20 protein-coding genes are annotated in these 24,697 nt (G+C 59.6%); 10 read left to right on the top strand and 10 right to left on the bottom strand.

Annotated features, from left to right (window positions below; genetic code table 11):
* From AC236I_RS18035 to AC236I_RS18025, 3 genes are all read right to left on the bottom strand, one after another.
* Nucleotides 1–621, bottom strand: coding sequence for a DUF2291 family protein (locus AC236I_RS18035; protein ID WP_004859311.1), 621 nt, complete (start codon nucleotides 619–621; stop codon nucleotides 1–3).
* A 43-nt stretch (nucleotides 622–664) separates the two neighbouring features.
* A complete protein-coding gene (locus AC236I_RS18030; RefSeq protein ID WP_004859313.1) occupies nucleotides 665–1,600 on the bottom strand; it encodes a D-ribose ABC transporter substrate-binding protein in 936 nt (311 codons plus the stop codon).
* Nucleotides 1,601–1,734: 134 nt separating this feature from the next.
* Nucleotides 1,735–3,255 (bottom strand): FGGY family carbohydrate kinase, encoded by a 1,521-nt coding sequence (locus tag AC236I_RS18025; RefSeq protein ID WP_032716850.1) that lies wholly within the window; start codon nucleotides 3,253–3,255, stop codon nucleotides 1,735–1,737.
* 250 nt (nucleotides 3,256–3,505) lie between these two features.
* Between AC236I_RS18025 and AC236I_RS18020 the strand changes: the two genes are divergently transcribed.
* A complete protein-coding gene (locus AC236I_RS18020) occupies nucleotides 3,506–3,652 on the top strand; it encodes a hypothetical protein (protein ID WP_157721037.1) in 147 nt (48 codons plus the stop codon).
* Here the strand turns inward: AC236I_RS18020 and AC236I_RS18015 are convergent.
* On the bottom strand, nucleotides 3,619–4,569 hold the full coding sequence (locus AC236I_RS18015) for a sugar-binding transcriptional regulator (RefSeq protein ID WP_004859320.1): 951 nt from the start codon (nucleotides 4,567–4,569) through the stop codon (nucleotides 3,619–3,621). The genes AC236I_RS18020 and AC236I_RS18015 overlap by 34 nt on opposite strands.
* Nucleotides 4,570–4,934: 365 nt before the next feature.
* Between AC236I_RS18015 and AC236I_RS18010 the strand changes: the two genes are divergently transcribed.
* A complete protein-coding gene (locus AC236I_RS18010) occupies nucleotides 4,935–5,765 on the top strand; it encodes a transketolase (protein ID WP_004859323.1) in 831 nt (276 codons plus the stop codon).
* Nucleotides 5,758–6,693, top strand: a complete 936-nt coding sequence (locus AC236I_RS18005; RefSeq protein ID WP_487608568.1) for a transketolase family protein — start codon at nucleotides 5,758–5,760, stop codon at nucleotides 6,691–6,693. The genes AC236I_RS18010 and AC236I_RS18005 overlap by 8 nt, the downstream gene beginning before the upstream one ends.
* A gap of 52 nt (nucleotides 6,694–6,745) precedes the next feature.
* On the opposite strand, the gene entD is transcribed toward AC236I_RS18005, so the two are convergent.
* Together entD and AC236I_RS17995 are read right to left on the bottom strand one after the other, a co-directional pair.
* On the bottom strand, nucleotides 6,746–7,378 hold the full coding sequence (gene entD / locus AC236I_RS18000) for an enterobactin synthase subunit EntD (RefSeq protein ID WP_032716852.1): 633 nt from the start codon (nucleotides 7,376–7,378) through the stop codon (nucleotides 6,746–6,748).
* Nucleotides 7,379–7,494: 116 nt separating this feature from the next.
* Nucleotides 7,495–9,735 carry a TonB-dependent siderophore receptor gene (locus AC236I_RS17995; protein ID WP_015584930.1) on the bottom strand — a complete coding sequence of 747 codons (2,241 nt, stop codon included), beginning with the start codon at nucleotides 9,733–9,735 and terminating at the stop codon, nucleotides 7,495–7,497.
* A gap of 218 nt (nucleotides 9,736–9,953) precedes the next feature.
* Here AC236I_RS17995 and fes point away from each other — a divergent pair, with 218 nt between their 5' ends.
* From fes to AC236I_RS17975, 4 genes are all read left to right on the top strand, one after another.
* Entirely contained in the window at nucleotides 9,954–11,198 is a 1,245-nt protein-coding gene (fes, locus tag AC236I_RS17990; RefSeq protein WP_224050163.1) for an enterochelin esterase, read from the top strand.
* 98 nt (nucleotides 11,199–11,296) lie between these two features.
* The gene (locus AC236I_RS17985; protein WP_213894242.1) at nucleotides 11,297–11,515 is read left to right on the top strand and encodes an MbtH family protein; all 219 of its coding nucleotides are present in this window, start codon (nucleotides 11,297–11,299) and stop codon (nucleotides 11,513–11,515) included.
* Complete coding sequence (gene entF, locus AC236I_RS17980; RefSeq protein ID WP_487608567.1) at nucleotides 11,512–15,393, top strand: enterobactin non-ribosomal peptide synthetase EntF; 3,882 nt, start codon at nucleotides 11,512–11,514, stop codon at nucleotides 15,391–15,393. Before AC236I_RS17985 ends, entF begins: the two co-directional genes overlap by 4 nt.
* Nucleotides 15,394–15,540: 147 nt before the next feature.
* The gene (locus AC236I_RS17975; protein ID WP_285908590.1) at nucleotides 15,541–15,732 is read left to right on the top strand and encodes a hypothetical protein; all 192 of its coding nucleotides are present in this window, start codon (nucleotides 15,541–15,543) and stop codon (nucleotides 15,730–15,732) included.
* 702 nt (nucleotides 15,733–16,434) lie between these two features.
* On the opposite strand, the gene fepC is transcribed toward AC236I_RS17975, so the two are convergent.
* Genes fepC through fepD form a run of 3 tightly spaced genes read right to left on the bottom strand, consistent with a single transcriptional unit; the run spans nucleotide 16,435 to nucleotide 19,222 of the window.
* Nucleotides 16,435–17,229 (bottom strand): iron-enterobactin ABC transporter ATP-binding protein, encoded by a 795-nt coding sequence (gene fepC / locus AC236I_RS17970; protein ID WP_004859346.1) that lies wholly within the window; start codon nucleotides 17,227–17,229, stop codon nucleotides 16,435–16,437.
* Entirely contained in the window at nucleotides 17,226–18,218 is a 993-nt protein-coding gene (fepG, locus tag AC236I_RS17965; protein ID WP_015584925.1) for an iron-enterobactin ABC transporter permease, read from the bottom strand. Before fepG ends, fepC begins: the two co-directional genes overlap by 4 nt.
* Nucleotides 18,215–19,222 (bottom strand): Fe(3+)-siderophore ABC transporter permease, encoded by a 1,008-nt coding sequence (fepD, locus tag AC236I_RS17960; RefSeq protein ID WP_015584924.1) that lies wholly within the window; start codon nucleotides 19,220–19,222, stop codon nucleotides 18,215–18,217. The genes fepG and fepD overlap by 4 nt, the downstream gene beginning before the upstream one ends.
* Nucleotides 19,223–19,459: 237 nt before the next feature.
* On the opposite strand from fepD, the gene entS reads away from it, so the two are divergent.
* The gene (entS, locus tag AC236I_RS17955; protein ID WP_004859354.1) at nucleotides 19,460–20,701 is read left to right on the top strand and encodes an enterobactin transporter EntS; all 1,242 of its coding nucleotides are present in this window, start codon (nucleotides 19,460–19,462) and stop codon (nucleotides 20,699–20,701) included.
* Nucleotides 20,702–20,750: 49 nt separating this feature from the next.
* Here the strand turns inward: entS and fepB are convergent, their stop codons facing one another.
* Nucleotides 20,751–21,710 (bottom strand): Fe2+-enterobactin ABC transporter substrate-binding protein, encoded by a 960-nt coding sequence (gene fepB / locus AC236I_RS17950; protein WP_004859357.1) that lies wholly within the window; start codon nucleotides 21,708–21,710, stop codon nucleotides 20,751–20,753.
* A 187-nt stretch (nucleotides 21,711–21,897) separates the two neighbouring features.
* Between fepB and entC the strand changes: the two genes are divergently transcribed.
* Nucleotides 21,898–23,073 carry an isochorismate synthase EntC gene (entC, locus tag AC236I_RS17945; protein WP_487608566.1) on the top strand — a complete coding sequence of 392 codons (1,176 nt, stop codon included), beginning with the start codon at nucleotides 21,898–21,900 and terminating at the stop codon, nucleotides 23,071–23,073.
* 9 nt (nucleotides 23,074–23,082) lie between these two features.
* Complete coding sequence (entE, locus tag AC236I_RS17940) at nucleotides 23,083–24,690, top strand: (2,3-dihydroxybenzoyl)adenylate synthase EntE (protein ID WP_487608834.1); 1,608 nt, start codon at nucleotides 23,083–23,085, stop codon at nucleotides 24,688–24,690.
* Nucleotides 24,691–24,697 lie beyond the last annotated feature (7 nt).

Genomic DNA, 24,697 nt, shown 5'->3' with positions numbered 1-24,697 from the left:
TTATTGTCCTCCGGGGTGAACAATTTTCGCTGGTGTAATATCAGGGAATGTTTGCGGTATATCCCAGGCGGAAAATACGCCATAGACCTCAACCGTTTCGCCGGATTTTAGCTGTGCGCCGTTAATCATTTTTACGGCCTGTTCATTAATGGCCCGGCCATATTCGCCAAACAGGACCTGATCGTTAAAGTCGGCATAGCTGGCACCGCTGTAGCCATCGCGCAGCTGGGTCCCACGCAGCGTCGGACCCGTTTGCACGACGATAGCGCGGCCATTTTGATCCTGAACGGTCATTTTTCCGCTGCGTGACGTGGCGTCAAGCTTGATGACCTTACCTTCAACCTTGACGAAGAAAATGCACGGATTTTCTTCCTGAGCGCGATAACCCAATGTTTTACAAGCGCTGTCGAAATCTTTGGCCGCATGTAGCGCGGTCATTAACGCTTCCGCGGGGCGAGCCTGTGCGACTACCTGCGGTACAATTTTCTCCTGCCACGTCCGATCGATATGCGCCATGTGCGGATTGGGCGGGGATTTAAGATCGGCCAGCTCTTGCTGAGAGACAATGCGGCAACCTCCCAGTGCTACGATGGCCAATGCCAGCCAGGTTTTTTTATACATGAGACTCTCCTGTGCGCCCCGCAAGGGGCGCAACAACCCGAACTCAGGACTTGATATTGAAGTCCTGAACTTTGTCTGCGTTATCTTTAGTGATCAGGATGCCGCGGAACATGACGCGCTGTTTCGCCGGTTTCACCCCTTTTTGCAGGAAGTTATCGAGGTCGGTGACCCCTTGAGCGGCGATGGACTGGGCCTGCAGCATCACGGTGGCCTGCAGGGTTCCCGCTTTAACCGCATCACGCTCGTCATTGCTGCCGTCGATGCCGACAACCACGACGTCCGTACGGTTCGCGGCTTTTAGCGCGGCGATAGCGCCCAGAGCGACGGGGCCGTTACCGCAAATCACCCCTTTAACGTCCGGATGAGCCTGCAGGATGCTGTCCATAATGCGTTTGCCGTCGATTAACGTTCCTTTGGCATCCTGTCTGGCGACGCTGACCATGTCAGGATACTGGTCGATAACCTGATGGAAAGATTTGGAGCGGGTCACGCAGTTATTATCGGCAAGATTACAGGTGAGCTCGGCGTATTTTCCTTTCTCCGCCATTTTCTCAACAAATACGTTGGCGACTTCCGAACCCGCCTGGAAGTTATTGTGCGTGATTTGCTCAAGCGCCACATCATCGACAGGAATTTCCCTGTTGATTAATACCACGGGAATGCCTGCTTTTTTGGCTTTTTCAATGGCGGCGACGCTGGCGGTTGAGTCGGCGTTATCGAGAATAATACCCTGAACTTTTTTACCAATAGCGGTATCAATAAGTTCGTTCTGTTTTTTGACATCTTCGCCATGTGACAGAACCGTCGTTTTATATCCCAGCTGTTTGGCTTTTTCACTGGCGCCTTTGGCTTCCGAGGCGTAATACGGATTATCCAGCGAGTTGACCATAATCATAATGGTGCCTTTTTCTACCGCCTGAGCAGAAAATGAAAAAGCGGTCAGGGTTGCAGCAGTTAACAGCGTTAAACGTAATTTCATGACAATGTTCTCTCTATGTTGTTATTGTCGGGTACGGTGAAACAACGCAAGGCCTGAAAATCAGTTGTATGGTCCGGGGCTCTCCTTATGTTGATGATTCAGGTTCGTCGCGCAGCAGGATCCCTGGTGGGGCGTCAGGCGGACGGGGCCGGTTTCCATAATGTTCTGTCCACCGCATGGCGCCATTCCTGCCATCTTTTCTGTAAACGCAGATGGCGCGCCATATCGGGGCGAAATTCGCTGTGTTCGGTTAAGAACGCGCTTAAATCAGTCAGCGTACCGGGATGAATCGCTTTGCGGGCCAGCAGGGCCGCGCCAATCGCCGACAGTTCAGGGACATCGCTGCGCATCACCGGGCAACCCAGCAGATCGGCCTGGTATTGCATCAGCCAGTCATTTTTTGTCGGCCCGCCATCGACCATCAGCGCCGCCAGGTGAAAGTCGTCATGCTGGCGCATGGTAAGCACCACATCAGCAATCTGGTAAGTGATGGATTCCAGCGCGGCGCGAATCAGGTGGGCGCGCTTGACGCCGCGGCTGAGTCCGCAGATAACCCCGCGCGCGCTGTCGTCCCACCAGGGGGCGCCAAGACCGGTTAGCGCGGGGACAAAATAGACGCCCAGCGTGGAATCGACGGAGGCCGGCAGGGTATTGAGCTCGTGGGCCAGTTCGTGCGCGGAGAGCTCGCTTAATCCCGTGCTATCGGCCATCCAGGCCACCGCATCGCCGGTATGGGGGATATTGCCTTCCAGACCATAAATGATGCTGTCGCCATCGTGCCAGGCGATGGTGGTGGCCAGTGCGGCAATATCGCATTGAGCTGACTTCACCGGCGCCATGACCGACGATCCCGTGCCATAAGTGGCCTTAACGCAGCCCAGTTCACCGAGCGCGTGACCAAACAGCGCGGCATGTGAATCGCCGACCATCGCCATCACCGGGATGCCGTCAGGAATGGCGGCCAGCCCTCGGGTATAACCGAATAACCCGCTGGAGGGTTTAATCTCAGGCAGCGCGGCGCGAGGGATCTGGAACAGCGCCAGCATTTCGTCATCCCATTGACCGGTATGTAAATTGAGTAACTGTGTCCGCGCGGCGTTGGAGTAGTCGCAGCTGAATGCTGCGCCTTGCGTCAGGTTCCACAGCAGCCAGCTATCGATGGTACCGAGGCAAATCTCACCGCGTTCAGCCATCTCCCGGCCTTCCGGCAGCGACTCCAGCAGCCAGCGCATTTTTGAGGCGGAAAACAGCGGGGCAATCGGCAGTCCGGTGGTGGATTTAATCCGGGATTCTTTGCGATCGCGGCGCAGCGCTTCACAGAACCCCGCGCTGCGGGTACATTGCCAGGTGATGGCGGCGTTAATCGGTTTGCCGCTCTGGCGGTACCAGCCGATGGCGGTTTCACGTTGGTTGCTGATGGCTAATGCCGCCACGTTTTCTGCGCCAACGTGGTCGATAGCATTGGCTATTACCGCCAGCGAGGCCTCGACTAACGCCTCTCCGGATTGTTCTACCCAGCCATCGCGCGGTGTCTGGATAGCTAACGGTTGAGAAAACTTCACAATAACGTTGCCACGGCCGTCAAGTACCACCGCTTTGGCGTTGGTGGTACCTTCATCGAGCGCAATGATGAACTCTTTCTGTGTTGCCAGCATTAGATAGTCTCCTGAGTCACACGTCGTCCTGGCGCGAAGGGAAGGGCGAGCATTCCTCGTTATCGCATTGCTGCTTAGCAGGCCATGATGTGACATTTCGTTATCACTTTTTTAATCACTGAATATATATTCGATAGTGATTATTTATTTAATACCTTAGCCAGAAAGTTTCTCTGGGGCCAGAGGGAAAGTTATCAATTGTGCTGGCAATCACACTTATCTGGATCGTGAAATGTGCAGGGGATGCTGAGTGGGTATCGCGCTTAAACTATTTATTAAATTGAAATATAAGCATTTATTTGATGTGCCTTTGCGTCTTCCAGGAGGGCGCAAAGGCATGAGAAAAGATGTTTTAGCGGCGGATCAGGCGGTGACGAGCAGCCTGGCGGTCGGATAATCGGTGATTAAAACGTCAATATAACCGCCGGAGAGGGCGCCCTTGATGGCGGCGACTTTATCGCTACCGCCGGCCAGCGCGACGACATTGGGGCATTTTTTGACTTTCTCCAGCGCCATGCCGATAACAGGATCTTCATCATCACGTAACACCGCCTGCCCGTTTTTATCGTAATAGTGCAGACAAATATCCCCGACGGCGCCGCGCTCCGCCAGCACCTGCAGCATATCTTCGTGGTAATAGTTGCCTGATGTTTTGAGCAGCTGCGAAGGTTCGAGAATACCAATCCCGACGATAGCGATATCGACTTCATCAAAACGTGAAATCACATCGGCTACATCCTGGCTGGCAATCAGCCGGTTTTTCTCTTCCACCGAGCCTTCAATACTTTGCGAAGGCAGCAGCCAGGCTTCACAGTTTAGCCGTTGCGCCAGAGTCTGAGTGAGGATCGTTGCCTGCACATTGCCGTTAGGACCCACTCCGCCCAGCAGTTGAATCACGCCGCTGGCTTTCAGGTTCTGCGCGTGAACCTCGTCAACCATAGCCCGAATGGTCGAGCTCCAGGAGGAGACGCCAATCAGATCTTTTGGCCGTAGCCGCGTTTCAAGATAGTGGGCCGCGGCCGAACCGATGGCTCGTTTAAGGGTATGGTCGCTGGCATCCTCTTCGGTGTCCACCACGATGGCCTGCTTTATGCCGTAGCGATCCTCAATGCCTTTTTCGAGATTCAGGAAAATATTCGAGGGCTGCACGACGCTAATTTTGACCACCCCTTCTTTCTGGCAGCGGGTGATGGCGCGGGAGACAAATGACTGAGAAAGCGAGAGAAGTTGAGCAATGTCGGACTGCTTGCGTCCTTCAAGGTAGTAAAGAGTGGCAATCTTAACTAATAGCCGTTGTTCATCCTGCTTAGCCATATATATCCCCGAAAATCATTAACGTGCAGCCATTATGTTAGAGCCTGTAATCATACGCGAAAAAAAAAGACATTTAAGTGTGATGAGACTCTAACTTTTATCAATCCTCTAAAACAGCTATGGACAAAAACAGAACAGCGGTTGCATAATTGAATAAAGAATCATATGTGAATATATATTCATGATGATTTCAGGTCAACTGAAAAATTATCCAGGCGCAGGTATGCCTGATGGTGAGGAGGCAGAATGTTCCTGAGTCTGGTGCAGCGGCGAAAGCGCTGTGATGCGCTGCCAGGGGATATCTGGTTTTTTTAGTCCCTTACGGAATAAATATTCCAAGTTGAAATTAAATTCAGAGGTATTAAATGAATCCCTATAACTACGATGTTCAGGCACTTGAGCGTCAGGCTCGTGCGGTACGCCGCCACATTATCAGATTGAACGCCAACAGCCCTGCCGGCGGTCATACCGGCGCCGACCTGTCGCAGGTGGAGCTCTTAACCGCGCTGTACTTTCGTATTTTGAACGTTGCAGCGGACCGCATTGCCGATGAAGGGCGTGACATCTATATCCAGTCGAAAGGTCATGCGGTGGGCTGCTACTACTGCGTGCTGGCCGAGGCGGGATTCTTCCCGGTCGACTGGCTGAGCACCTATCAGCATGCCAACTCCCACCTTCCCGGTCATCCGGTTCGCCAGAAGACGCCGGGCATCGAGCTGAATACCGGGGCTTTAGGGCACGGTTTGCCCGTGGCGGTAGGACTGGCGTTGGCAGCGAAAAAGAGCCACAGCGCCCGCCGCGTCTTCCTCATCACCGGCGATGGTGAACTGGCTGAGGGGAGTAACTGGGAGGCCGCGCTGGCCGCCGCACATTACGGTCTTGATAATCTGATCATTATTAATGACAAAAACAACCTGCAGCTGGCCGGACCAACCCGCGAAATTATGAATACCGATCCGCTTGCCGAAAAATGGCAGGCCTTTGGTATGACCGTGACCGAATGTCAGGGCAATAATATGGCCTCGGTTGTCGCGACGCTTGAAGGATTAAAGCAGGAAGGGAAACCCAACGTCGTTATTGCGAATACCACGAAAGGCGCCGGCATCTCCTTTATCCAGGGGCGTCCGGAATGGCACCACCGGGTGCCGAAAGGTGAGGAGATTGCGCTGGCACTGGAGGAACTGAAAGATGAGTAATGCAGAACACCTGGCAAACGTGATGGTTCAGGCGTTTATCGATGCCGTAGAAAATGGAGTTGATCTGGTGCCTGTTGTCGCCGACTCAACATCAACCGCAAAAATCGCGCCATTTATTAAACATTTCCCTGACCGGCTGGTTAACGTCGGTATTGCCGAGCAAAGCATGGTCGGTATGGCGGCCGGTCTGGCGCTGGGGGGGAAAGTGGCGGTGACCTGCAATGCCGCGCCATTTTTGATTTCCCGCGCCAATGAACAGATCAAAGTCGATGTCTGTTACAACAACACCAACGTCAAATTATTTGGTCTGAATGCGGGAGCCAGCTATGGCCCGTTGGCGAGTACGCACCACGCTATTGATGACCTTGCGGTGATGCGTGGATTCGGCAACATTGAGATTTACGCGCCATCATCGCCACGGGAATGTCGGCAGATAATCGACTACGCCCTTCATCATCAGGGGCCGGTTTACATCCGTCTCGACGGTAAAGCGCTGCCGGAGCTGTATGCTGAAAACTATCGTTTTGCTCCCGGCGCCGTAAACACGTTGCGTGAAGGCCACGATCTGGCGCTGGTCGCTACCGGTTCGACGGTGCATGAAATTGTCGAGGCCGCCCAAACGCTGGCAGAGTCAGGGATTCAGGCGCAGGTGGTTAGCGTACCTTCGATTCGCCCTTGTGACACCTCAGCGTTACTGGCCGTGCTGAAGGGATGCAACGCGGTGATTACGGTTGAAGAGCATAATGTGAACGGTGGTCTGGGAAGCCTGGTAGCAGAGGTTATGGCGGAGGCAGGTATCGGTATTCCGCTGAAACGGCTGGGTATTCCAGATGGCGAATATGCGGCGGCGGCGGATCGTGGCTGGATGCGTCAGCACCACGGTTTTGATGCCCAGGCTATTATCGCCCTCGCCAAAACGATGTGTTGAGTCAGCATGACGTTTCCCCCGTGCGGCCCTGACCGCGCGGGTTCTTCCTTTATTACCGGTGTTGCGTTTGGCAAAGCGTGATGACGTAGGGCTCATCCACCATCCAATGCACCTGGAACACCTGCCGCGCAGTCCACAAAGTGATGACCTCGCCCTGAATGTCAGTTATCCGAAAGTGCATAAACCCTGTTCCTGCCTGCTGCGCGAGAGGCAGGGCCTTAAACCCACTCTCTTTGGCCGAAAAAGCCAGGGTCAGAGCCAGTTCGAAGGGCAGTCCGCTCGCCTTCAGCACCCCGCGTTCCGCCGGGCTGATAATACTGCTTTCCAGCTCCTCCGCCAGCGCGAGGGTGAGCACGTTTTCGATGTCGATACCAACCGGTCGGGCGGCGACGACGGCCAGCGCGCGGGTGTCGCAGTGGCTGATGCTGCCAGACCACGGGGCAGGCCACAGCGGCTGCCGCTGGTCACCTGTTCCGGGAACGCCTTTCACGCCCACTGCTTTCAGGGCGCAGGCCGCCGCGATACGCCCGGCAAGATGTTCCATCTGCCGTTTCCGGCCGCAATGTTCGATCTGCGGGTGGTGGGAGAGCCACAGGATATCGTGAGGCGCAAAGGTGGCCGGGTCGAAATCAATCTGATGCAGCCGATGTCCGGCAAAAAGAAAAGTGGAGTGTGTCGTTTGCATAGTGTCATCCTACGTCAGGATGCAGGTGAGGGGATAGCCTGGCGGTTGCCCCGTCAGGAGGCCAAAAAGCCAGGCCGCCCTCCGGGGGGAGAACGGCCTGGTCTTCAGGCGCGTAATCAGAACTGCGTGTTGACGCTCATGTACCAGGTCCGGCCCGATTCGTTATAGGTTTCGGCGCCCGCGCCGTACATATAACCGGTATCGCCGCCGGTGGTCTGGGCATTACCCGCGCGCCAGTGGCGCTTGTCGAAGACGTTATCCACGCCGCCGGTCAGACTGACGTATTTGGTGACGTCCCAGGTCGCGCTCAGACCGAGGATGCTGTACGGGCTCACCTCGTTCTTCTCGCTGCCGGTGACCGGCTGACCTTTGTAGTTATACTTCTTCGGTTCCTGCTTGCCGTACCAGGTGAAGGTCGACTGCACCGAAACATCCTGGTATATCTGCCAGCTCAGCGTTGAGTTCAGCGTATATTCCGGAATAATCGACAGACGGTCGCCGGTCTCTTTGTTCTTACTCTGCAGCATGTAGGTGATATTGTTGGTCCAGTTAACGGTTTCGCTAACCGGGACGTTCAATGTTCCTTCCAGGCCTTCTACTACCGCTTTCGGTACGTTTTCCCACTGATAAATATCGGTTTTCACTTTACTCGTACCGGTCTGGGAGATCGGTGCATAGCCAGCTTCAATCTTGTTGCGGTAGTCGTTACGGAACCAGGTCACTCCGGCCAGCCAGCCGTCGCGTTTAAACTCAAGGCCGATCTCTTTGTTGATACTGGTTTCCGCTTTCAGGTCTTCGTTACCCATCATATAGCAACCGGTGCCGGTTGCGCTGGCATAACAGCCCTGGCCTTTACTGTACAGAATGTAGTTCGGGTTGGTCTGGTACAGGCTCGGCGCTTTATAGGCGCGGCCGATGCCCATCTTCAGGGTGAAGTCATCCCCGAGCCCCTGAGACAGGTTAAGCGACGGGCTCCAGTTGTTCCCCACAATGCTGTGGTGGTCAAAGCGCAGCGCCGGGGTCAGCATGGTGGAGTCGGTCAGCTCGATGTTGTCTTCAGCAAACAGCGAGAAGATCTCCGCCTGAGAATACGGGCTGCGGCCGGTGCTTGTAAAACCCGGAATGTCGCCGCCCATAAAGGTCTGGGTGTTGGAGGCCAGATCCTTCATCCGCTGCTGGTTCCATTCGGTACCCAGCGTCAGGTTCTGATTGACCCACAGGTCGAACGGAACGCTGACTTCACTGTGCAGCATCACGTCGGACAGGTCGATATCAGAGAATTGATCGCTGCTGAAAATCCCTTCCGTGCCCCCGGCCAGGCCTTCGCCTTTACGCGAGTTGCGGGTGTGCTCGTACTGCGCCCAGTTGCTGGTGGTGATGCCGTTATCCCAGCCGCCGTTCCAGGTCACCGAGTAGGTCTGGCGATAGAGACGGTTGGTCTCTTTGCCGTAATTTTTTTTCACCAGATCGTTGGTGTTGGTGTTCTGCGTATCCCCGGCGTACAGGTTGCCCTGGCGGCTGTAGCCCGCCTCAAACTCCAGCGAGTTCATCGGTGCAAAATCCCAGCGTACGACGCCGTTGATATTTTTGTTCTCCACCCCTTCACGGCCGGCCGGTAGCGTATCGGCGTAAATACCGGTACGTTCTGACTGATGACCCTGGTTGATATCCCAGGCATCGGCCTGGGTTTTATCGAGGTTGCCTAACAGGCGGAAACTGAAGTCGCCGCCCAGCGGGCCGTTCAGGCTGAAGTTGGTGCGTTTGGTGGAGCCTTCATCTTTGTGCTCCGGGGCGTTCATGTAGGTGTTCCATGAACCGTGCCACTCGTTATCACCTTTTTTGGTGATGATATTGACCACGCCGCCCGCGGCGCCGTTGCCGTAGCGTACCGCCGCCGGTCCACGAATGACTTCAATGCGCTCAATCAGCTCCGGTGGGACCCAGTTGGTATCGCCGCGGGTATCGCGCTCGCCGCGCCAGCCCAGGCGGATGGAGTTACGGCTGGTGACCGGTTTGCCATCAATCAGGATCAGGGTATTTTCCGGGCCCATGCCGCGGATATCAATCTGGCGGTTGTTACCGCGCTGGCCGCTGGTGGAGTTGCCGGTCAGGTTAACGCCCGGCATGGTGCGGATAATTTCGGAGACATCGCGAGCGGGAGGACGTTTACGAATTTCCTCGGCGGTGATCGTCGATACGCCCGGCGCCTGCAGGTTTTGTTCGGCGGCAGTAACCACCATCGTCTCTTCGGTAGCCGTTTTTTTACTGTCGAGGGTCTCTTCCGCACACAGCGGGAAGGCGACCCCATAAATTCCCAGATTGACCAGCAAGGTCAAAGATTTGATCTTGTTATTCATTTTACGTCCTGCTTTCCGTTGCCGCATGCCCCTGAAACCCCTTCCCACCGGGAGGGGAGGCGGCAGAAATGTGGTCAGTAGAGGGCGAAGGCATTCCATCGCTGACCAAATGGCCCTTTCTGACATGTGTAATTAGAAGTGACTCTTCCCAAAGCGCGGTAATACGCTATTGCAAATGCAAATAGTTATCAATAATATTATCAATAAAAATTACGTTTATTGAGAAAAATCACGGTAAACATAGGGTTAATGACGGAATGTTAATGACAGGAAGTGATGACTGGTGGCAGGGGATCTCCGGTCCGCAGGCTGAGGCCGTTGGCGATGGCTATCGGGTGACCTTCTGGTGGCGAGATCCGGCGGGCAGCGAAGAGACCTCGTTGACGAAGCGGGTGTGGATTTACATCACCGGCGTCACCGACCATCATCAAAATGCCGTGCCGCAAACCCTGAAGCGCGTGCCCGGTACCGATGCCTGGCAATGGCAAACCACGCTGTCGCCCGCCTGGCGCGGCAGCTACTGCTTTATTCCCTCCGATCGCGATGACGATTTTGCCCCTGAGATTTTCAACGGCGGTAGCCCGGACCGTACGCTGCTGCGGGAAGGCTGGCGCAGACTGCTGCCGCGGGCGATAGCCGATCCGTTAAACCCGCAAAGCTGGAAAGGCGGACGCGGCCACGCGGTTTCGGCGCTAGAGCTGCCGCTGGCGCCGGAACAACCCGGCTGGTCGCTGCGGAATACACCTTATCAACCGCCAGTGTGCATTGAATGGCACAGCGCCCGGCTGGGTAACACGCGGCGGATATGGGTTTACACCACCGGTGAGGCCGTTGCCGCAGAGCGTCCGCTGGCGGTACTGCTTGATGGCCAGTTCTGGGCCGAGAGTATGCCGGTTTGGTCCGCACTGGCCGGGCTGACGCGCGAGGCAAAACTGCCGCCTGCGGTCTATCTGCTGATTGATGTTATCGACAACGAACACCGGAGTCGGGAACTGCCCTGTCACGCCGATTTCTGGCTGGCGGTGCAGGAAGAGCTACTGCCTCGGGTACACCAAATCGCGCCTTTTAGCGACCGCGCCGATCGCACCGTGGTCGCCGGTCAGAGCTTTGGCGGCCTGGCGGCGATGTTTGCCGCGCTGTACTGGCCGCAGCGCTTTGGCTGCGTGCTGAGTCAGTCTGGCTCCTACTGGTGGCCGCATCGCGGCGGCGCGCAAACCGGCCTGCTGATCGAACGCCTGAGCCAGGGCGTGCTCCGCCCCCACGGCCTGCGAATCTGGCTGGAAGCCGGAGAGCGTGAGCCGCTTATTTTTCGCGCCAATCAGGCGCTTTTATCACAACTACAGCAGACACAGCAGACGATTTTCTGGCGTCAGGTTGACGGCGGGCACGATGCGCTTTGCTGGCGTGGTGGGCTGACGGCTGGGCTCATCCAGCTCTGGCAGCCGTTGAGCCGCGCGCAATAACAAAGTGCGCTTCAGACTCAACATCCTTCCGTATACCCCGAGGCGCTAGCCAGGGCGAAAGCCGACGGGAGGATGACGAGTAAAGACAGGAGTTTGGTATGCAATTCAGCAACCCCTTCGATAATCCGCAAGGGCAGTTTTACATTTTGCGCAACGAACAACAGCAGTACAGCCTGTGGCCGCACCACTGCGCGCTACCGCAAGGCTGGGTAGTGGAATGCCCGCCGCAATCCTTAGAGGCGTGCAACGGCTGGCTGGCGGCGAACTGGTCAACCCTTACCCCTGCCCACTATGCAATCTCAAGGAGCCGGACATGAGCACTCGTTTACCGCTGGTCGCGGCGCAGCCTGGGATCTGGATGGCGGAGCGGCTCTCTACGCTGCCCGGCGCATGGAGTGTCGCCCACTATGTCGAACTGCGTGGCAATCTGGACCCGGCGCTGCTGGGACGGGCGATCGTCACTGGTCTGGCGCAGGCCGACACGCTCAGCATGCGCTTTTGCGAAGATAACGGCGAAGCCTGGCAATGGGTCGATGAGCACCGCGCTTTTGCCGAACCTGACTATTGCGATCTGCGCGAGGTGCGCGATCCGCACGACGCCGCGCTGGCGTTAATGCAGGCCGACCTCGGGCAGAATTTACGCGTGGATGGCGGTAATCCGCTGGTTTGTCACCAGCTGCTGCGCGTGGCGGATGACTGCTGGTATTGGTATCAGCGTTATCATCATTTACTGGTCGATGGCTTCAGTTTCCCCGCTATTACCCGCCAGATCGCGGCGATTTATCGCGCCTGGCAACGTGGGGAGGCGACGCCGGCGTCACCGTTTACCCCTTTCGCTGAGGTTGTTGAAGAGTATCAGCGCTACTACGGCAGCGAGGCCTGGCAGCGCGATAAAGCGTTCTGGATGGCGCAACGCAACGCCCTGCCGTCACCGGCATCGCTCTCTGCGGCACCGCTGGCGGGGCGGGCGACCAGTACCGATATCTGGCGCCTGAAGCTGGATCTGGATGCCGGCCTGTTCAGCCGCCTGGCCGCCGGCGCACCGCAGTGTCAGCGAGCCGATCTGGCGCTGGCGCTAACCACCCTGTGGCTCGGCCGTTTATGCAACCGCATGGACTATGCTGCGGGCTTTATCTTTATGCGGCGGATGGGCTCGGCGGCATTGACCGCAACCGGCCCGGTACTGAACGTCCTGCCGCTGGCGATACATATCGATGGGCAAGAGACCCTGGCGGAGCTGGCGTTGCGTCTCAGCGCCCAGCTGAAAAAGATGCGTCGCCACCAGCGTTACGACGCCGAACAAATCGTGCGCGATAGCGGCAAAGCGGCGGGCGATGAGCCGCTGTTTGGCCCGGTGCTCAATGTTAAAGTTTTTGATTATGTTCTGGATATTGACGGTATCGAGGCGGTGACCCACACCCTGGCGACCGGCCCGGTAAACGATCTTGAACTGGCGCTGTTTCCGGATGAGTCCGGCGGACTGTCGCTGGAAGTGCTGGCGAACAAAGCGCGCTACGACCAGACCACGTTGCGCGCGCACGTGGCGCGTTTATCCGCGCTGCTGACCCAGTTTGCCGCCGATCCGGCGCTACGCTGCGCAGAGGTCAATCTGCTCTCGGCCGACGAGACGGCGCAGTTGGCGCAGGTCAATGATACCGGCGTGGCGCTGCCGACGACGACGCTCAGTGCCCTGGTGGCGGAACAGGCGGCGAAAACGCCAGATGCCCCGGCGCTGGCGGATGCCACCCGGCAGTTCAGCTATCGGGAAATGCGTCAGCAGGTGGTGGCGCTGGCCCGGCTGCTGCGTGAACGCGGCGTCAAGCCCGGCGACAGCGTGGCGGTGGCGTTGCCGCGTTCGGTGTTCCTCACCCTCGCGCTGCACGGCATCGTTGAGGCCGGCGCGGCCTGGCTGCCGCTGGATACCGGGTATCCGGACGACCGCCTGCGTATGATGCTGGAGGACGCGCGTCCTACGCTGCTGATTACGGCAGAAGATCAGCTGGCCCGCTTTAGCGATATTCCGGGTCTTGAAACCCTGTGTTATCAGCAGCCGCTTGCGGCGGATGATGATACTCCGCTGGCGCTCTCACAGCCGGAGCATACGGCGTACATCATCTTTACCTCCGGCTCCACCGGACGCCCGAAAGGGGTGATGGTCGGGCAAACTGCGATCGTTAACCGACTGCTGTGGATGCAAAATCACTATCCGCTTACTGCCGGGGATGTGGTGGCGCAGAAAACGCCGTGCAGCTTTGATGTGTCGGTATGGGAATTCTGGTGGCCATTTATCACCGGCGCGCAGCTGGTGATGGCCGAGCCGGAAGCCCATCGCGACCCGCAGGCGATGCAGCAGTTCTTTGCCCGCTACGGAGTGACCACCACCCACTTTGTGCCATCAATGCTGGCGGCGTTCGTGGCTTCGCTGGATGCTGAAAACGTGACGACCTGCCGGACGCTGAAGCGCGTCTTCTGCAGCGGGGAAGCACTGCCAACCGACCTGTGCCGCGAGTGGGAAGCGTTGACCGGCGCGCCGCTGCATAACCTCTATGGCCCGACCGAGGCGGCGGTGGATGTGAGCTGGTATCCGGCCTGCGGGGCGGAGCTGGCGGCGGTCACCGGCAACAGCGTGCCGATTGGCTGGCCGGTATGGAATACCGGGCTGCGTATTCTCGATGCCACTCTGCGGCCGGTTCCGCCGGGCGTCGCCGGGGATTTATATCTGACCGGCATTCAGTTAGCTCAGGGGTATCTGGGCCGCCCGGATCTGACCGCTTCGCGCTTCATTGCCGACCCGTTTGCCGCCGGTGAACGGATGTACCGCACCGGCGACGTGGCGCGCTGGCTGGATAACGGCGCGGTGGAGTACCTTGGGCGTAGCGATGACCAGCTGAAAATTCGCGGACAGCGTATTGAGCTGGGCGAAATCGACCGCGTCATGTCTGCGCTACCGGACGTTTCCCTGGCGGTAACCAACGCCTGCGTTTTCAATCAGGCGGCGGCGACCGGCGGCGATGCCCGCCAGCTGGTTGGCTACCTGGTGTCAGAGTCCGGCCTGCCGCTGGATACGACAGCGCTGAAAACGCGCCTCGCCGAACAGCTGCCGCCGCACATGGTGCCGGTGGTGCTGATTCAGCTAGCGGAACTGCCGCTGAGCGCCAACGGCAAACTGGATCGCAAAGCGCTGCCGCTGCCGACGTTGGGCAGTGAACGCAGCGGACGAACGCCGGAGGCGGGAATGGAAACGACGGTCGCAGAGGCGTTCAGTCGGCTGCTGGGCTGTGAAGTGAACGACATTGAAGCCGATTTCTTCGCCCTCGGCGGTCATTCTCTGCTGGCGATGCGCCTGGCGGCGCAGCTCAGCCGCGAGCTGGGACGTCAGGTGACGCCCGGGCAGGTGATGGTGGCCTCGACGGTGGGGAAACTGAGCGCGCTGCTGGCGTCCGATCTCAGCGATGAGCAGGCGCAGCGCCTGGGCTTTGATGCGATTCTGCCGCTGCGCGTCGGCGACGGACCAACGCTGTTCTGTTTCCATCCGGCATCCGGTTTTGCCTGGCAGTTCAGCGTGCTGGCCCGCTATCTTAGCCCGCGCTGGTCGATTACCGGCATTCAGTCGCCGCGACCGGAAGGGCCGATGATGAGCGCGGCAAATCTCGATGAAGTGTGCGAGCAGCACCTGCAGACCTTGCTGGCGCAGCAGCCGCACGGGCCCTATTACCTGTTTGGCTATTCCCTCGGCGGGACGCTGGCACAGGGCATTGCTGCCCGCTTACGCCAGCGCGGCGAAGCGGTGGCGTTCCTGGGCTTGCTGGACACCTGGCCGCCGGAGACGCAGAACTGGGCGGAGAAAGAGGCTAACGGTCTGGACCCGGAAGTGCTGGCCGAGATTGCACGTGAACGAGAAGCCTTCCTGGCTGCCCAGCAGGGACAGGCTTCCGGTGAACTGTTCCGTGTCATCGAGGGCAACTATGCCGATGCGGTACGCCTGCTGACCACCGCGCATAGCGCGAAGTTTGATGGCAAAGCGACGCTGTTTGTGGCGGAGAAAACGCGCCAGGCGGGGATGGATCCGCAGGCGGCGTGGGGCCCCTGGGTGGGGGAACTGGAGGTCTTCAGCCAGAACTGCGCCCACGTGGATATTATCTCCCCGCAGGCCTTCGAATCAATTGGTCCGGTCGTACGGGAGATTCTGGGGTAGCCCGGAGGATATTGCCGGGCGGCGGCTGCCGCCTGACCCGGCCTACGGAGCGTAGCAGAGCCTGCGCAAGGATGCAGGACGGTAGGCCCGGTAAGCGCAGCGCCACCGGGCGAAGCCTCGATGCTCCGGTCGTACGGGAGATTCTGGGTGAGCCCGGAGGGTATTGCCGGGCGGCGGCTGCCGCCTGACCCGGCCTACGGAGCGGTGCAGAACCTGCGCAAGGATGCAGACGGTAGGCCCGGTAAGCGCAGCGCCACCGGGCGAAGCCTCGATGCTCCGGTCGTACGGGAGATTCTGGGTGAGCCCGGAGGGTATTGCCGGGCGGCGGCTGCCGCCTGACCCGGCCTACGGAGCGGTGCAGAACCTGCGCAAGGATGCAGACGGTAGGCCCGGTAAGCGCAGCGCCACCGGGCGAAGCCTCGATGCTCCGGTCGTACGGGAGATTCTGGGGTAGCCCGGAGGATATTGCCGGGCGGCGGCTGCCGCCTGACCCGGCCTACGGAGCGTTGCAGTACCCGCGCAAGGATGCAGGACGGTAGGCCCGGTAAGCGCAGCGCCACCGGGCGAAGCCTCGATGCTCCGGTCGTACGGGAGATTCTGGGGTAGCCCGGAGGATATTGCCGGGCGGCGGCTGCCGCCTGACCCGGCCTACGGAGCGTAGCAGAGCCTGCGCAAGGATGCAGGACGGTAGGCCCGGTAAGCGCAGCGCCACCGGGCGAAGCCTCGATGCTCCGGTCGTGCGGGAGATTCTGGGTGAGCCCGGAGGGTATTGCCGGGCGGCGGCTGCCGCCTGACCCGGCCTATGGAGCGGCGCAGAACCCGCGCAAGGATGCAGGACGGTAGGCCCGGTAAGCGCAGCGCCACCGGGCGAAGCCTCGATGCTCCGGTCGTACGGGAGATTCTCGGGTAGCCCGGAGGATATTGCCGGGCGGCGGCTGCCGCCTGACCCGGCCTACGGAGCGTTGCAGTACCCGCGCAAGGATGCAGGACGGTAGGCCCGGTAAGCGCAGCGCCACCGGGCGGATCTTCAAGCGAGAGGCGTTACCGGCGCCCCAGCGGCACGACCAGCGGCGTATGGGCGACCGGATCGTCAATGATCATGCAGCGCAGGCCGTAAATCTGCTCGATCAATTCGGCGGTGACAATCTCTTTCGGCGCCCCCTCGGCAATGATTTTACCCTCGCGCAAGGCAATCAGATGCGTTGCGTAGCGGCAGGCCTGGTTGAGGTCGTGCAGTACCGCCGCGAGGGTATACCCCTTTTCGCGGTTGAGCTCGCTCAGCAGCTCCAGCAGATCGATTTGATGGCTGATATCCAGCCAGGTGGTGGGCTCGTCGAGCAGCATAATGGCCGTTTCCTGCGCCAGCACCATCGCAATCCAGGCCCGCTGCCGTTGGCCGCCGGAGAGCGTATCGACGCTTTGTCGTGCCAGGTCGGTTATTCCGGTCGCCCTCATGGCGCTGTTGACCGCGTCATCATCCTCTTTACGCCAGCGGGTAAACAGCGGCTGATGCGGATAGCGGCCGCGCGCCACCAGCTCCTGAACGGTAATATCTCCCGGCGTAGTGGCATTTTGCGCCAGCAGACCGATGCGCTTCGCCACCTCTTTGCTGGCATAGCGCTGGATCTGCTCACCGTCGAGATAAACATGGCCGCTGGCCGGCGTCATCAGGCGACTCAGGGTACGCAGCAGCGTTGATTTCCCGCAGCCGTTAGGGCCAATGATCGCGGTGAAATGGCCGTCAGGAATGGTCACATTCAGCGATTCGGCGATGGTCTTTTTGCCGTACGCCAGGGTTAGCTGGTCGCCGCGCAAACGGGTCGTTTCGGCGGTCATTTTTTGCGGGACTCCTGAATTAACAGCGCGATGAGATAGATGCCGCCGAGGCTGACGGTCACCACTCCCACCGGTAATTGATAGGGCATAAACAGGCGCTGGGCGCTGTAGTCAGCCAGCGCCAGCAGCAGCGCGCCGCAGAGCGCCGATTGGGTTAGCCCCCAGCGCGCGGTGCCGCTCAGGCGACGGGCGATATGCGGCGCGACCAGGGCGATAAACGAGATCGGTCCGGCTAACGCGGTGGCAGCGGCGGTCAGCACCACGCCCACCAGCATCATCAGCAGGCGCGAACGTTCTACCCGCACGCCGAGCGCGCAGGCGGTATCGTCGCCCATCTCCAGCAGGCGCATGCGCCGCGCCAGCAGCGCCGCCGCGACCAGCATCAGCACAATCAGCGGCGCCGAGGGCCAGGTTTTGCTCCAGGTCAGGCCATTGAGCGAGCCGGCATTCCATAGTCCGGCAGAGAGAGCGGTCTCCAGCGAAGCGCGCAGCAGCAGCCAGGTATTGAAGGCCACCAGCATGGCGCGAACGCCGATGCCGATAATAATCAGGCGGAAAGTTTCGATGCCGTTGCGCCAGGCCAGCAGCCACACCACCAGCGCGGTCAACACGCCGCCGGCCATCGCCGCCAGCGCAATCGCCGCCAGGTTCTGGCCGAACATCACCATCGCTACCAGCACGCCGCTCCAGGCGCCGGTGTTGAAGCCCATCACGTCCGGGCTGCCCAGCGGGTTACGCATCAGCGACTGAAAAATGGCGCCGCTGACGCCAAGCCCCGCACCGATCAGCAGGGCCATCAGCACCCGCGGCAGTCGCCATTCGGTGACCACCATAGTGATGTTACGCGGCGCATCGCCCAGCAGAGCGGAAAGCACCTGCTCGACGCTTAACGGCACCAGCCCGCTGCCGAGACCCCAGAGGGAGACCAGCAGGCTGGCGGCCAGCAGAAGCAGACAGCTGAGCAGCAGCCGGCGGGAAGGGGCGATCATATTGCACCTCCGCGCGGCTGACGGCGCACCAGCCAAATCAGTACCGGCGCGCCGATAAAGGCGCTGACTACCGAGACTCGCAGTTCACCGGGGACCAACAGGCGGCCCAATACATCGGCAAACAGCAGCAGGGCAGGGGTTGCCAGTAAGGTGACCGGCAACGACCAGCGATGGTCAGCGCCCACCAGCCAGCGCGACATATGCGGCATCATCAGGCCGATAAAAGCGATGGGGCCAACGACCGCCGTGGCGCTACCGCAAAGCACGGTAATCGCCAGCAGGCCGATGACCTGAGTGCGGGCCACCCGGCTGCCGAGCGCGGTGGCGGTATCGTTGCCGAGACTCAGACTGTTCAACGCCCGGCTTAACAGCAGCGTCACGACGGCGGCAATCACCACCGGCAGGAGGACAATTTTCAGCGTCTGCAGAGTGCGAATATCCAGCGAGCCGGCCTGCCAGAAACGTAGTTGGTCATAGACATCAGGATTGAGGAGCGCAATCCCGTTGGAGAGCCCTTCCAGCACGGCCGCCAGCGCCACGCCGGCTAGCGTCAGACGTACCGGGCTGAGCTGACCGCCGCCCTGACTGCCGGTAAAGGCCACCAGCAGCGAGGCGCCAAACGCGCCGCAAAACGACATCAGCAGCTGTTCCTGCGGGGAGTGGATGCCAAACAGCGCGGCACCCAGCACAATTGCGAAGCTGGCGCCGGAGTTCACGCCGAGAATGCCGGGGTCGGCAAGGGGATTACGCGTCAGAGTCTGCATCAGCGATCCTGCCAGGCCCAGCGCGGCGCCGGCCAGCAGTCCCGCCAGGGTTCGCGGCAGCCGGGCGTCCAGCACGATCGTGCAGTCGGCACTCTGACAGGTAGCGGAAAAAGCATCAACGACGACGCTCACTGGAAGAGGTTTGGCGCCAATCAGCAGGCTGAGAGCGATAGCAAAGGCTAAAACGAGTAACAGACCCGGTACGGCAACGGCGCGCACCGTGGTCGTAGAAAACGACATAATTCACATCCCTGACATGATAATGATAGTAATTATCGTTATCGATTCTGTTCAGTTATGTTAGCATGGCGGCCCACAAGAATGGTATACGCAAAATCATTCAGAATGCATCGCGGCGGCAAACGCACGCTTGCCTGGAAGTATCGCTAACCGTATGACCGGGCTAAGGAAGTACAGCCAATAAGCACGCTGCCTGAACGATCGCGCGTTGATGGAAAATAATAACAAGGCGCTGTAATGAACCGACAATCCCGGCTGCTGAATCTCAGTCTGCTGCAAACCCATCCGGCGTTTCGCGCCGTCTTTATCGCCCGTTTTATCTCGATCCTGTCGCTCGGCCTGCTGGGCGTGGCGATTCCGGTCCAAATCCAGATGATGACCCACTCTACCTGGCAGGTGGGGCTCTCGGTCACTTTGACCGGCTGCTCAATGTTTGTTGGCCTGATGGTCGGCGGCGTGCTGGCGGATCGCTATGAGCGGAAACGTTTGATTCTGCTGGCGCGTGGGACCTGCGGCGTGGGGTTTGTCGGTCTGTGCCTCAACGCGCTGCTGCCTGAGCCGTCGCTCATCGCTATCTATCTGCTGGGTATCTGGGATGGTTTTTTTGCTTCGCTGGGCGTGACGGCGCTGCTGGCGGCGACGCCGGCGCTGGTCGGGCGTGAAAACCTGATGCAGGCCGGCGCGATCACCATGCTGACGGTGCGTCTGGGCTCGGTGATTTCGCCGATGATCGGCGGTCTGCTGCTGGCCACCGGCGGGGTGGCCTGGAACTATGGCCTGGCGGCGGCGGGGACGTTTATCACCACCCTGACCCTGCTGCGGTTGCCGCTGCTACCGCCGCCTCCTCAGCCGCGGGAACACCCGCTGAAGTCGCTGCTGGCGGGACTGAAGTTCCTCTTCAATAGCCCGCTGATTGGCGGGATTGCTCTGCTGGGCGGTCTGCTGACAATGGCGAGCGCGGTTCGGGTGCTTTATCCGGCGCTGGCCGACGGCTGGCAGATGTCGGCCTCGCAGATTGGTTTGCTTTATGCCGCTATTCCGCTGGGGGCAGCGCTTGGGGCGTTGACCAGCGGTCAGCTGGCGCAAACGGCGAAACCGGGCGCTCTGATGCTGATGACGACGGTCGGCTCATTTGTGGCCATTGCGCTGTTCAGCCTGATGCCGGTCTGGGCATTGGGCGCGCTGTGTCTGGCGCTATTTGGCTGGCTGAGCGCGATCAGCTCGCTGTTGCAGTACACCCTGATTCAGACCCAGACGCCGGAAGCGATGCTCGGGCGTATTAACGGTCTGTGGACCGCGCAGAACGTCACTGGCGATGCGATTGGCGCCGCGTTGCTCGGCGGACTGGGGGCGATGATGACGCCGGTCGCGTCTGCAAGCACCAGCGGTTGGGTGCTGGTGATTGTCGGCGTAATACTGATTGGGCTGCTGGGAGAGCTGCGTCGTTTCCAGCGTCCTGAGGCGGTCAGCGAAAGTTAAACGCGCAGGGGCATCCCGGTCAGGCGCAGCGCCTGCCGGGCATGATGGGTTAGCTGAAGAGCGTGGCGAGACGCTGCAGTACCAGCATGGCGCTGTAGTAATCGAGACGGAATGTTTCTGTACCGAGCGGATAGACGCGCTTGTTCTCTACCGCCGGGAGGTGCGCCAGCAGCGGGTTGGCGTAAATCGCATCGGCATCTTTTCCGTCACCGGCAAACAGGAACAGGCTGTTGCCATTGAGGCCTGCGGCTAAATTCTCGCCGCCCAGCTGGATAATGTCATGGCGTTTCCCCTGGCTCTGGCTGGCATGCAGACCGGCGGGTAAGGTCGCCAGTTTAAAGCCCAGCTGTTCAAGCATCTGACCTTGAGCGGATTCCGGCGTCCACAGGTTGGCGCTGTGGGCGGCGGCGGTATAGACCAGCGCGCTGATCGGCTGCGGCGGGAGTTTCATCTGGTGCTTCAGGGTGGCGAGCTGCTTATCAAACTCAGCAATACGCGCCGTCGCCTGCTTTTCGTGGCCGGTGATGTGCCCCAGTTCGGTCAACAGCGCCTGCCAGCTTTTGTCATCGTAATTAATGATAAGCGTCGGCGCGATGGTGGAGAGCTGGTCATACAGCGCGAGGGCGGAGTCGCCGCCGGTAGCGCTGATCAGAATCAGATCCGGCATTTGCGCGGCGACGGCCTCGGCGCTGGGTTCGCCGATGTACAGGCGCGCGAGCTTACGTTCTTTCGCGACGGCGCTCCACTGACGCAGAAATCCCCGATCGTCGGCTACGCGGTTGTTCGGCGTGGTTGCACCGCTGGCGACGACCGGCGCGTCAATCGCCAGTAAGGATCCGGTGAGGGTGACGCTGGTGGAGACGATGCGCAGTGGTTTGCTTTCCAGCGTATGTGCGCCGCGGCTATCGGTCACCTGACGAGGCCAGTCGGCCGCCAGAGCTGAGGTAATTCCTAAAAGCACCAGCCCGCAGGCCAGCAGGGTACGGCGGCATAATGTGGACAAATTCACGAATTCGCATCCTGATTCAGTTGGGATAAATGCGTCTCATTTTCAGCTTTGTCGTGCGTGGATGCAAGCCTAAGTCGCACAACATGCCGTTTGTACGGTTGACATGGCAGGCAATACCTTTTAGGTTAGCCAACCAAAATATAAATGATAATTATTCGTAATATCTTTATCGTTTTTGGAGGATGATATGGAAACGTCACTGGCCGAGGATGTACAGGAACAAAAAATGACCCTGTTGCCGGAAAGCTTCTTCTTTATGTCGCCGTACCGCAGTTTTCGTACCGCGGGCTGTTTTAGCCGTTTTTCCCACTCGGCCGCCGATGGCGCGCTGCTCGATGGGGAGTTTCAGCGGAATATGGCGGCCGCGTTCTCCGACGCGAAGGCTGCCGGGATCCGTAATCCGGTGATGGTCGGCGCTATCCCGTTTGATACCAACCAGCCTTCCGAGCTGTTTATTCCAGAGAGCTGGGAGAATTTCTCCCGCACCGGTAAACAGCAGTCGGCGCGCTACTTCAGCGCCCAGACGCCAATGGATGTCGTGGATCGTCAGGAGATTCCTCAACAGGATGCCTTTATGGCGATGGTGGAGCGGGCCGCCGAGCTGACTGCGACGCCGGAAGTGGACAAGGTTGTCCTGTCGCGCCTGATCGACATTACCACCCGCGAACGCGTGGACAGCGGCGCGCTGCTCGAGCGCCTGATCGCGCAGAATCCGGCCAGCTTTAACTTCCACGTGCCGCTCTCCGACGGCGGCGTGCTGCTGGGCGCCAGCCCGGAGCTGCTGCTGCGTAAAGAGGGCGATCATTTCAGCTCCCTGCCGCTGGCCGGCTCGGCCCGTCGCCAGCCGGATGACGTACTGGATCGCGAGGCGGGTAACAAGCTGCTGGCTTCCGGAAAAGATCGCCACGAGCACGAACTGGTGACCCAGGCAATGAAGACGGTGCTGACTCCGCGCTGCCGCGAACTGTCGCTGCCGGATTCCCCGCAGCTGGTCACCACGCCGACGCTGTGGCACCTGGCGACGCCGATTGAAGGTACCGCGCTGGCGCAGGAGAACGCGATGTCGCTGGCCTGCCTGCTGCATCCGACCCCGGCGCTGAGCGGTTTCCCGCATCAGGTGGCGAAACGACTGATTGCCGAGCTTGAACCGTTCGATCGCCAGCTGTTCGGCGGCATTGTTGGCTGGTGCGATGACGAAGGTAACGGCGAATGGGTGGTGACGATTCGCTGCGCTCGCCTGCATCAGCGTACGCTGCGTCTGTTTGCCGGCGCGGGGATTGTTCCGGCCTCCTCTCCGCTGGGTGAGTGGCGTGAAACCGGCGTCAAACTGACGACCATGCTGAATGTGTTTGGCTTGAATTAAGAGGCAATGATGATTGCATTTAACCGCTGGCCGGAAAGTTTTGCCGCCCGCTACCGCGAAAAGGGCTACTGGCAGGATTTGCCATTAACCAACCTGATTACCCGTCACGCCGACAGCGACGCCATCGCCATTATCGACGGTGATAAGCAGCACAGCTATCGTCAGTTCAATCAGCAGGTGGATAACCTGGCTTCGTCGCTCCAGCGTCTGGGGCTGAAGCGCGGTGAAACCGCGCTGGTGCAGCTGGGCAACGTCGCCGAATTCTACATCACCCTGTTTGCGCTGTTGCGTATCGGAGTGGCGCCGGTGAATGCGTTATTCAGCCATCAGCGCAGCGAGCTGAATGCCTACGCGACGCAAATTGAGCCCGCGCTGCTGATTGCCGATCGTGAGCATGCGCTGTTTGCCGATGATCATTTCCTGAATGGCTTTGTTGAGCAGCATGCGTCAGTACGGGTTGTGCTGCTGCGCAACGATTGCGGTGAATACGATCTGGCGGCGGCGATCGCGCGGCCGGCGGAGAACTTTATCGCTAATCCGACGCCTGCCGATGAAGTGGCCTTTTTCCAGCTCTCCGGCGGCAGTACCGGTACGCCGAAGCTGATACCTCGCACCCATAACGACTACGACTACAGCATCCGTCGCAGTAACGAAATTTGCGGTATCAGCGCGGAAACCCGCTACCTCAACGCGCTGCCCGCCGCCCATAACTACGCGATGAGCTCGCCGGGTTCCCTCGGCGTGTTTCTGGCCGGTGGTCGGGTGATTCTGGCCGCCGATCCGAGCGCCACGCTCTGCTTCCCGCTGATTGAACAACATCAGATTAACGTCGCTTCGCTGGTACCGCCGGCGGTCAGCCTGTGGCTACAGGCGATCCGCGAGGGGGCCGGGAACGCGCAGCTGCGTTCGCTGAGGCTGCTGCAGGTTGGCGGCGCGCGTCTGTCGGCAACGCTGGCGGCGCGGATTCCGGCGGAGATTGGCTGCCAGCTTCAGCAGGTCTTCGGCATGGCGGAAGGGCTGGTGAACTACACCCGCCTCAACGACAGCCCGGAACGCATCATCAATACCCAGGGCTGCCCGATGTGTCCGGACGATGAGGTCTGGGTGGCGGATGCCGACGGCAACCCGCTACCCCATGGTGAGGTGGGGCGTCTGATGACCCGGGGTCCATACACCTTCCGCGGCTACTACAAAAGTCCGCAGCATAACGCCGAAGCGTTTGATGCCGACGGTTTTTACTGCTCCGGCGATCTTATTTCGATCGACGAGGACGGCTATATCACCGTGCAGGGGCGTGAAAAAGATCAGATCAACCGCGGCGGCGAGAAGATCGCGGCGGAGGAAGTTGAAAACCTGCTGCTGCGCCATCCGGCGGTGATCCATGCCGCGCTGGTCAGCATGGAAGATAGCCTGCTGGGCGAGAAAAGCTGCGCGTATCTGGTGGTGAAAGAGCCGCTGCGCGCGGTAGCGGTACGTCGCTTCCTGCGCGAACAGGGCGTCGCAGAATTTAAACTGCCGGACCGTGTGGAGTGCCTGGATTCACTGCCGCTGACGCCGGTGGGCAAAGTCGATAAAAAACAACTACGCCAGTGGCTGGCTTCACGCGAGCCGGGCTGAAGGAGAA

Source organism: Klebsiella sp. Sb-30 (assembly GCF_057652795.1).
The sequence above is the reverse complement of the archived record's forward strand: the minus strand, read 5'-3'. Positions and strand labels throughout refer to the sequence as shown.

Bases quoted from the DNA above. Each gene is read 5' to 3' on its own strand.
- AC236I_RS18035 (WP_004859311.1), bottom strand. From the start codon at position 621: ATGTATAAAAAAACCTGGCTGGCATTGGCCATCGTAGCACTGGGAGGT.
- fepD (WP_015584924.1), bottom strand. From the start codon at position 19,222: ATGTCGTTTTCTACGACCACGGTGCGCGCCGTTGCCGTACCGGGTCTG.
- AC236I_RS18015 (WP_004859320.1), bottom strand. From the start codon at position 4,569: ATGGCTAAGCAGGATGAACAACGGCTATTAGTTAAGATTGCCACTCTT.
- entE (WP_487608834.1), top strand. From the start codon at position 23,083: ATGATTGCATTTAACCGCTGGCCGGAAAGTTTTGCCGCCCGCTACCGC.
- fepC (WP_004859346.1), bottom strand. From the start codon at position 17,229: ATGACCGCCGAAACGACCCGTTTGCGCGGCGACCAGCTAACCCTGGCG.
- AC236I_RS18030 (WP_004859313.1), bottom strand. From the start codon at position 1,600: ATGAAATTACGTTTAACGCTGTTAACTGCTGCAACCCTGACCGCTTTT.
- AC236I_RS17985 (WP_213894242.1), top strand. From the start codon at position 11,297: ATGCAATTCAGCAACCCCTTCGATAATCCGCAAGGGCAGTTTTACATT.
- entF (WP_487608567.1), top strand. From the start codon at position 11,512: ATGAGCACTCGTTTACCGCTGGTCGCGGCGCAGCCTGGGATCTGGATG.
- AC236I_RS18025 (WP_032716850.1), bottom strand. From the start codon at position 3,255: ATGCTGGCAACACAGAAAGAGTTCATCATTGCGCTCGATGAAGGTACC.
- entC (WP_487608566.1), top strand. From the start codon at position 21,898: ATGGAAACGTCACTGGCCGAGGATGTACAGGAACAAAAAATGACCCTG.
- AC236I_RS18005 (WP_487608568.1), top strand. From the start codon at position 5,758: ATGAGTAATGCAGAACACCTGGCAAACGTGATGGTTCAGGCGTTTATC.
- entD (WP_032716852.1), bottom strand. From the start codon at position 7,378: ATGCAAACGACACACTCCACTTTTCTTTTTGCCGGACATCGGCTGCAT.
- fepG (WP_015584925.1), bottom strand. From the start codon at position 18,218: ATGATCGCCCCTTCCCGCCGGCTGCTGCTCAGCTGTCTGCTTCTGCTG.
- AC236I_RS18010 (WP_004859323.1), top strand. From the start codon at position 4,935: ATGAATCCCTATAACTACGATGTTCAGGCACTTGAGCGTCAGGCTCGT.
- entS (WP_004859354.1), top strand. From the start codon at position 19,460: ATGAACCGACAATCCCGGCTGCTGAATCTCAGTCTGCTGCAAACCCAT.
- AC236I_RS17995 (WP_015584930.1), bottom strand. From the start codon at position 9,735: ATGAATAACAAGATCAAATCTTTGACCTTGCTGGTCAATCTGGGAATT.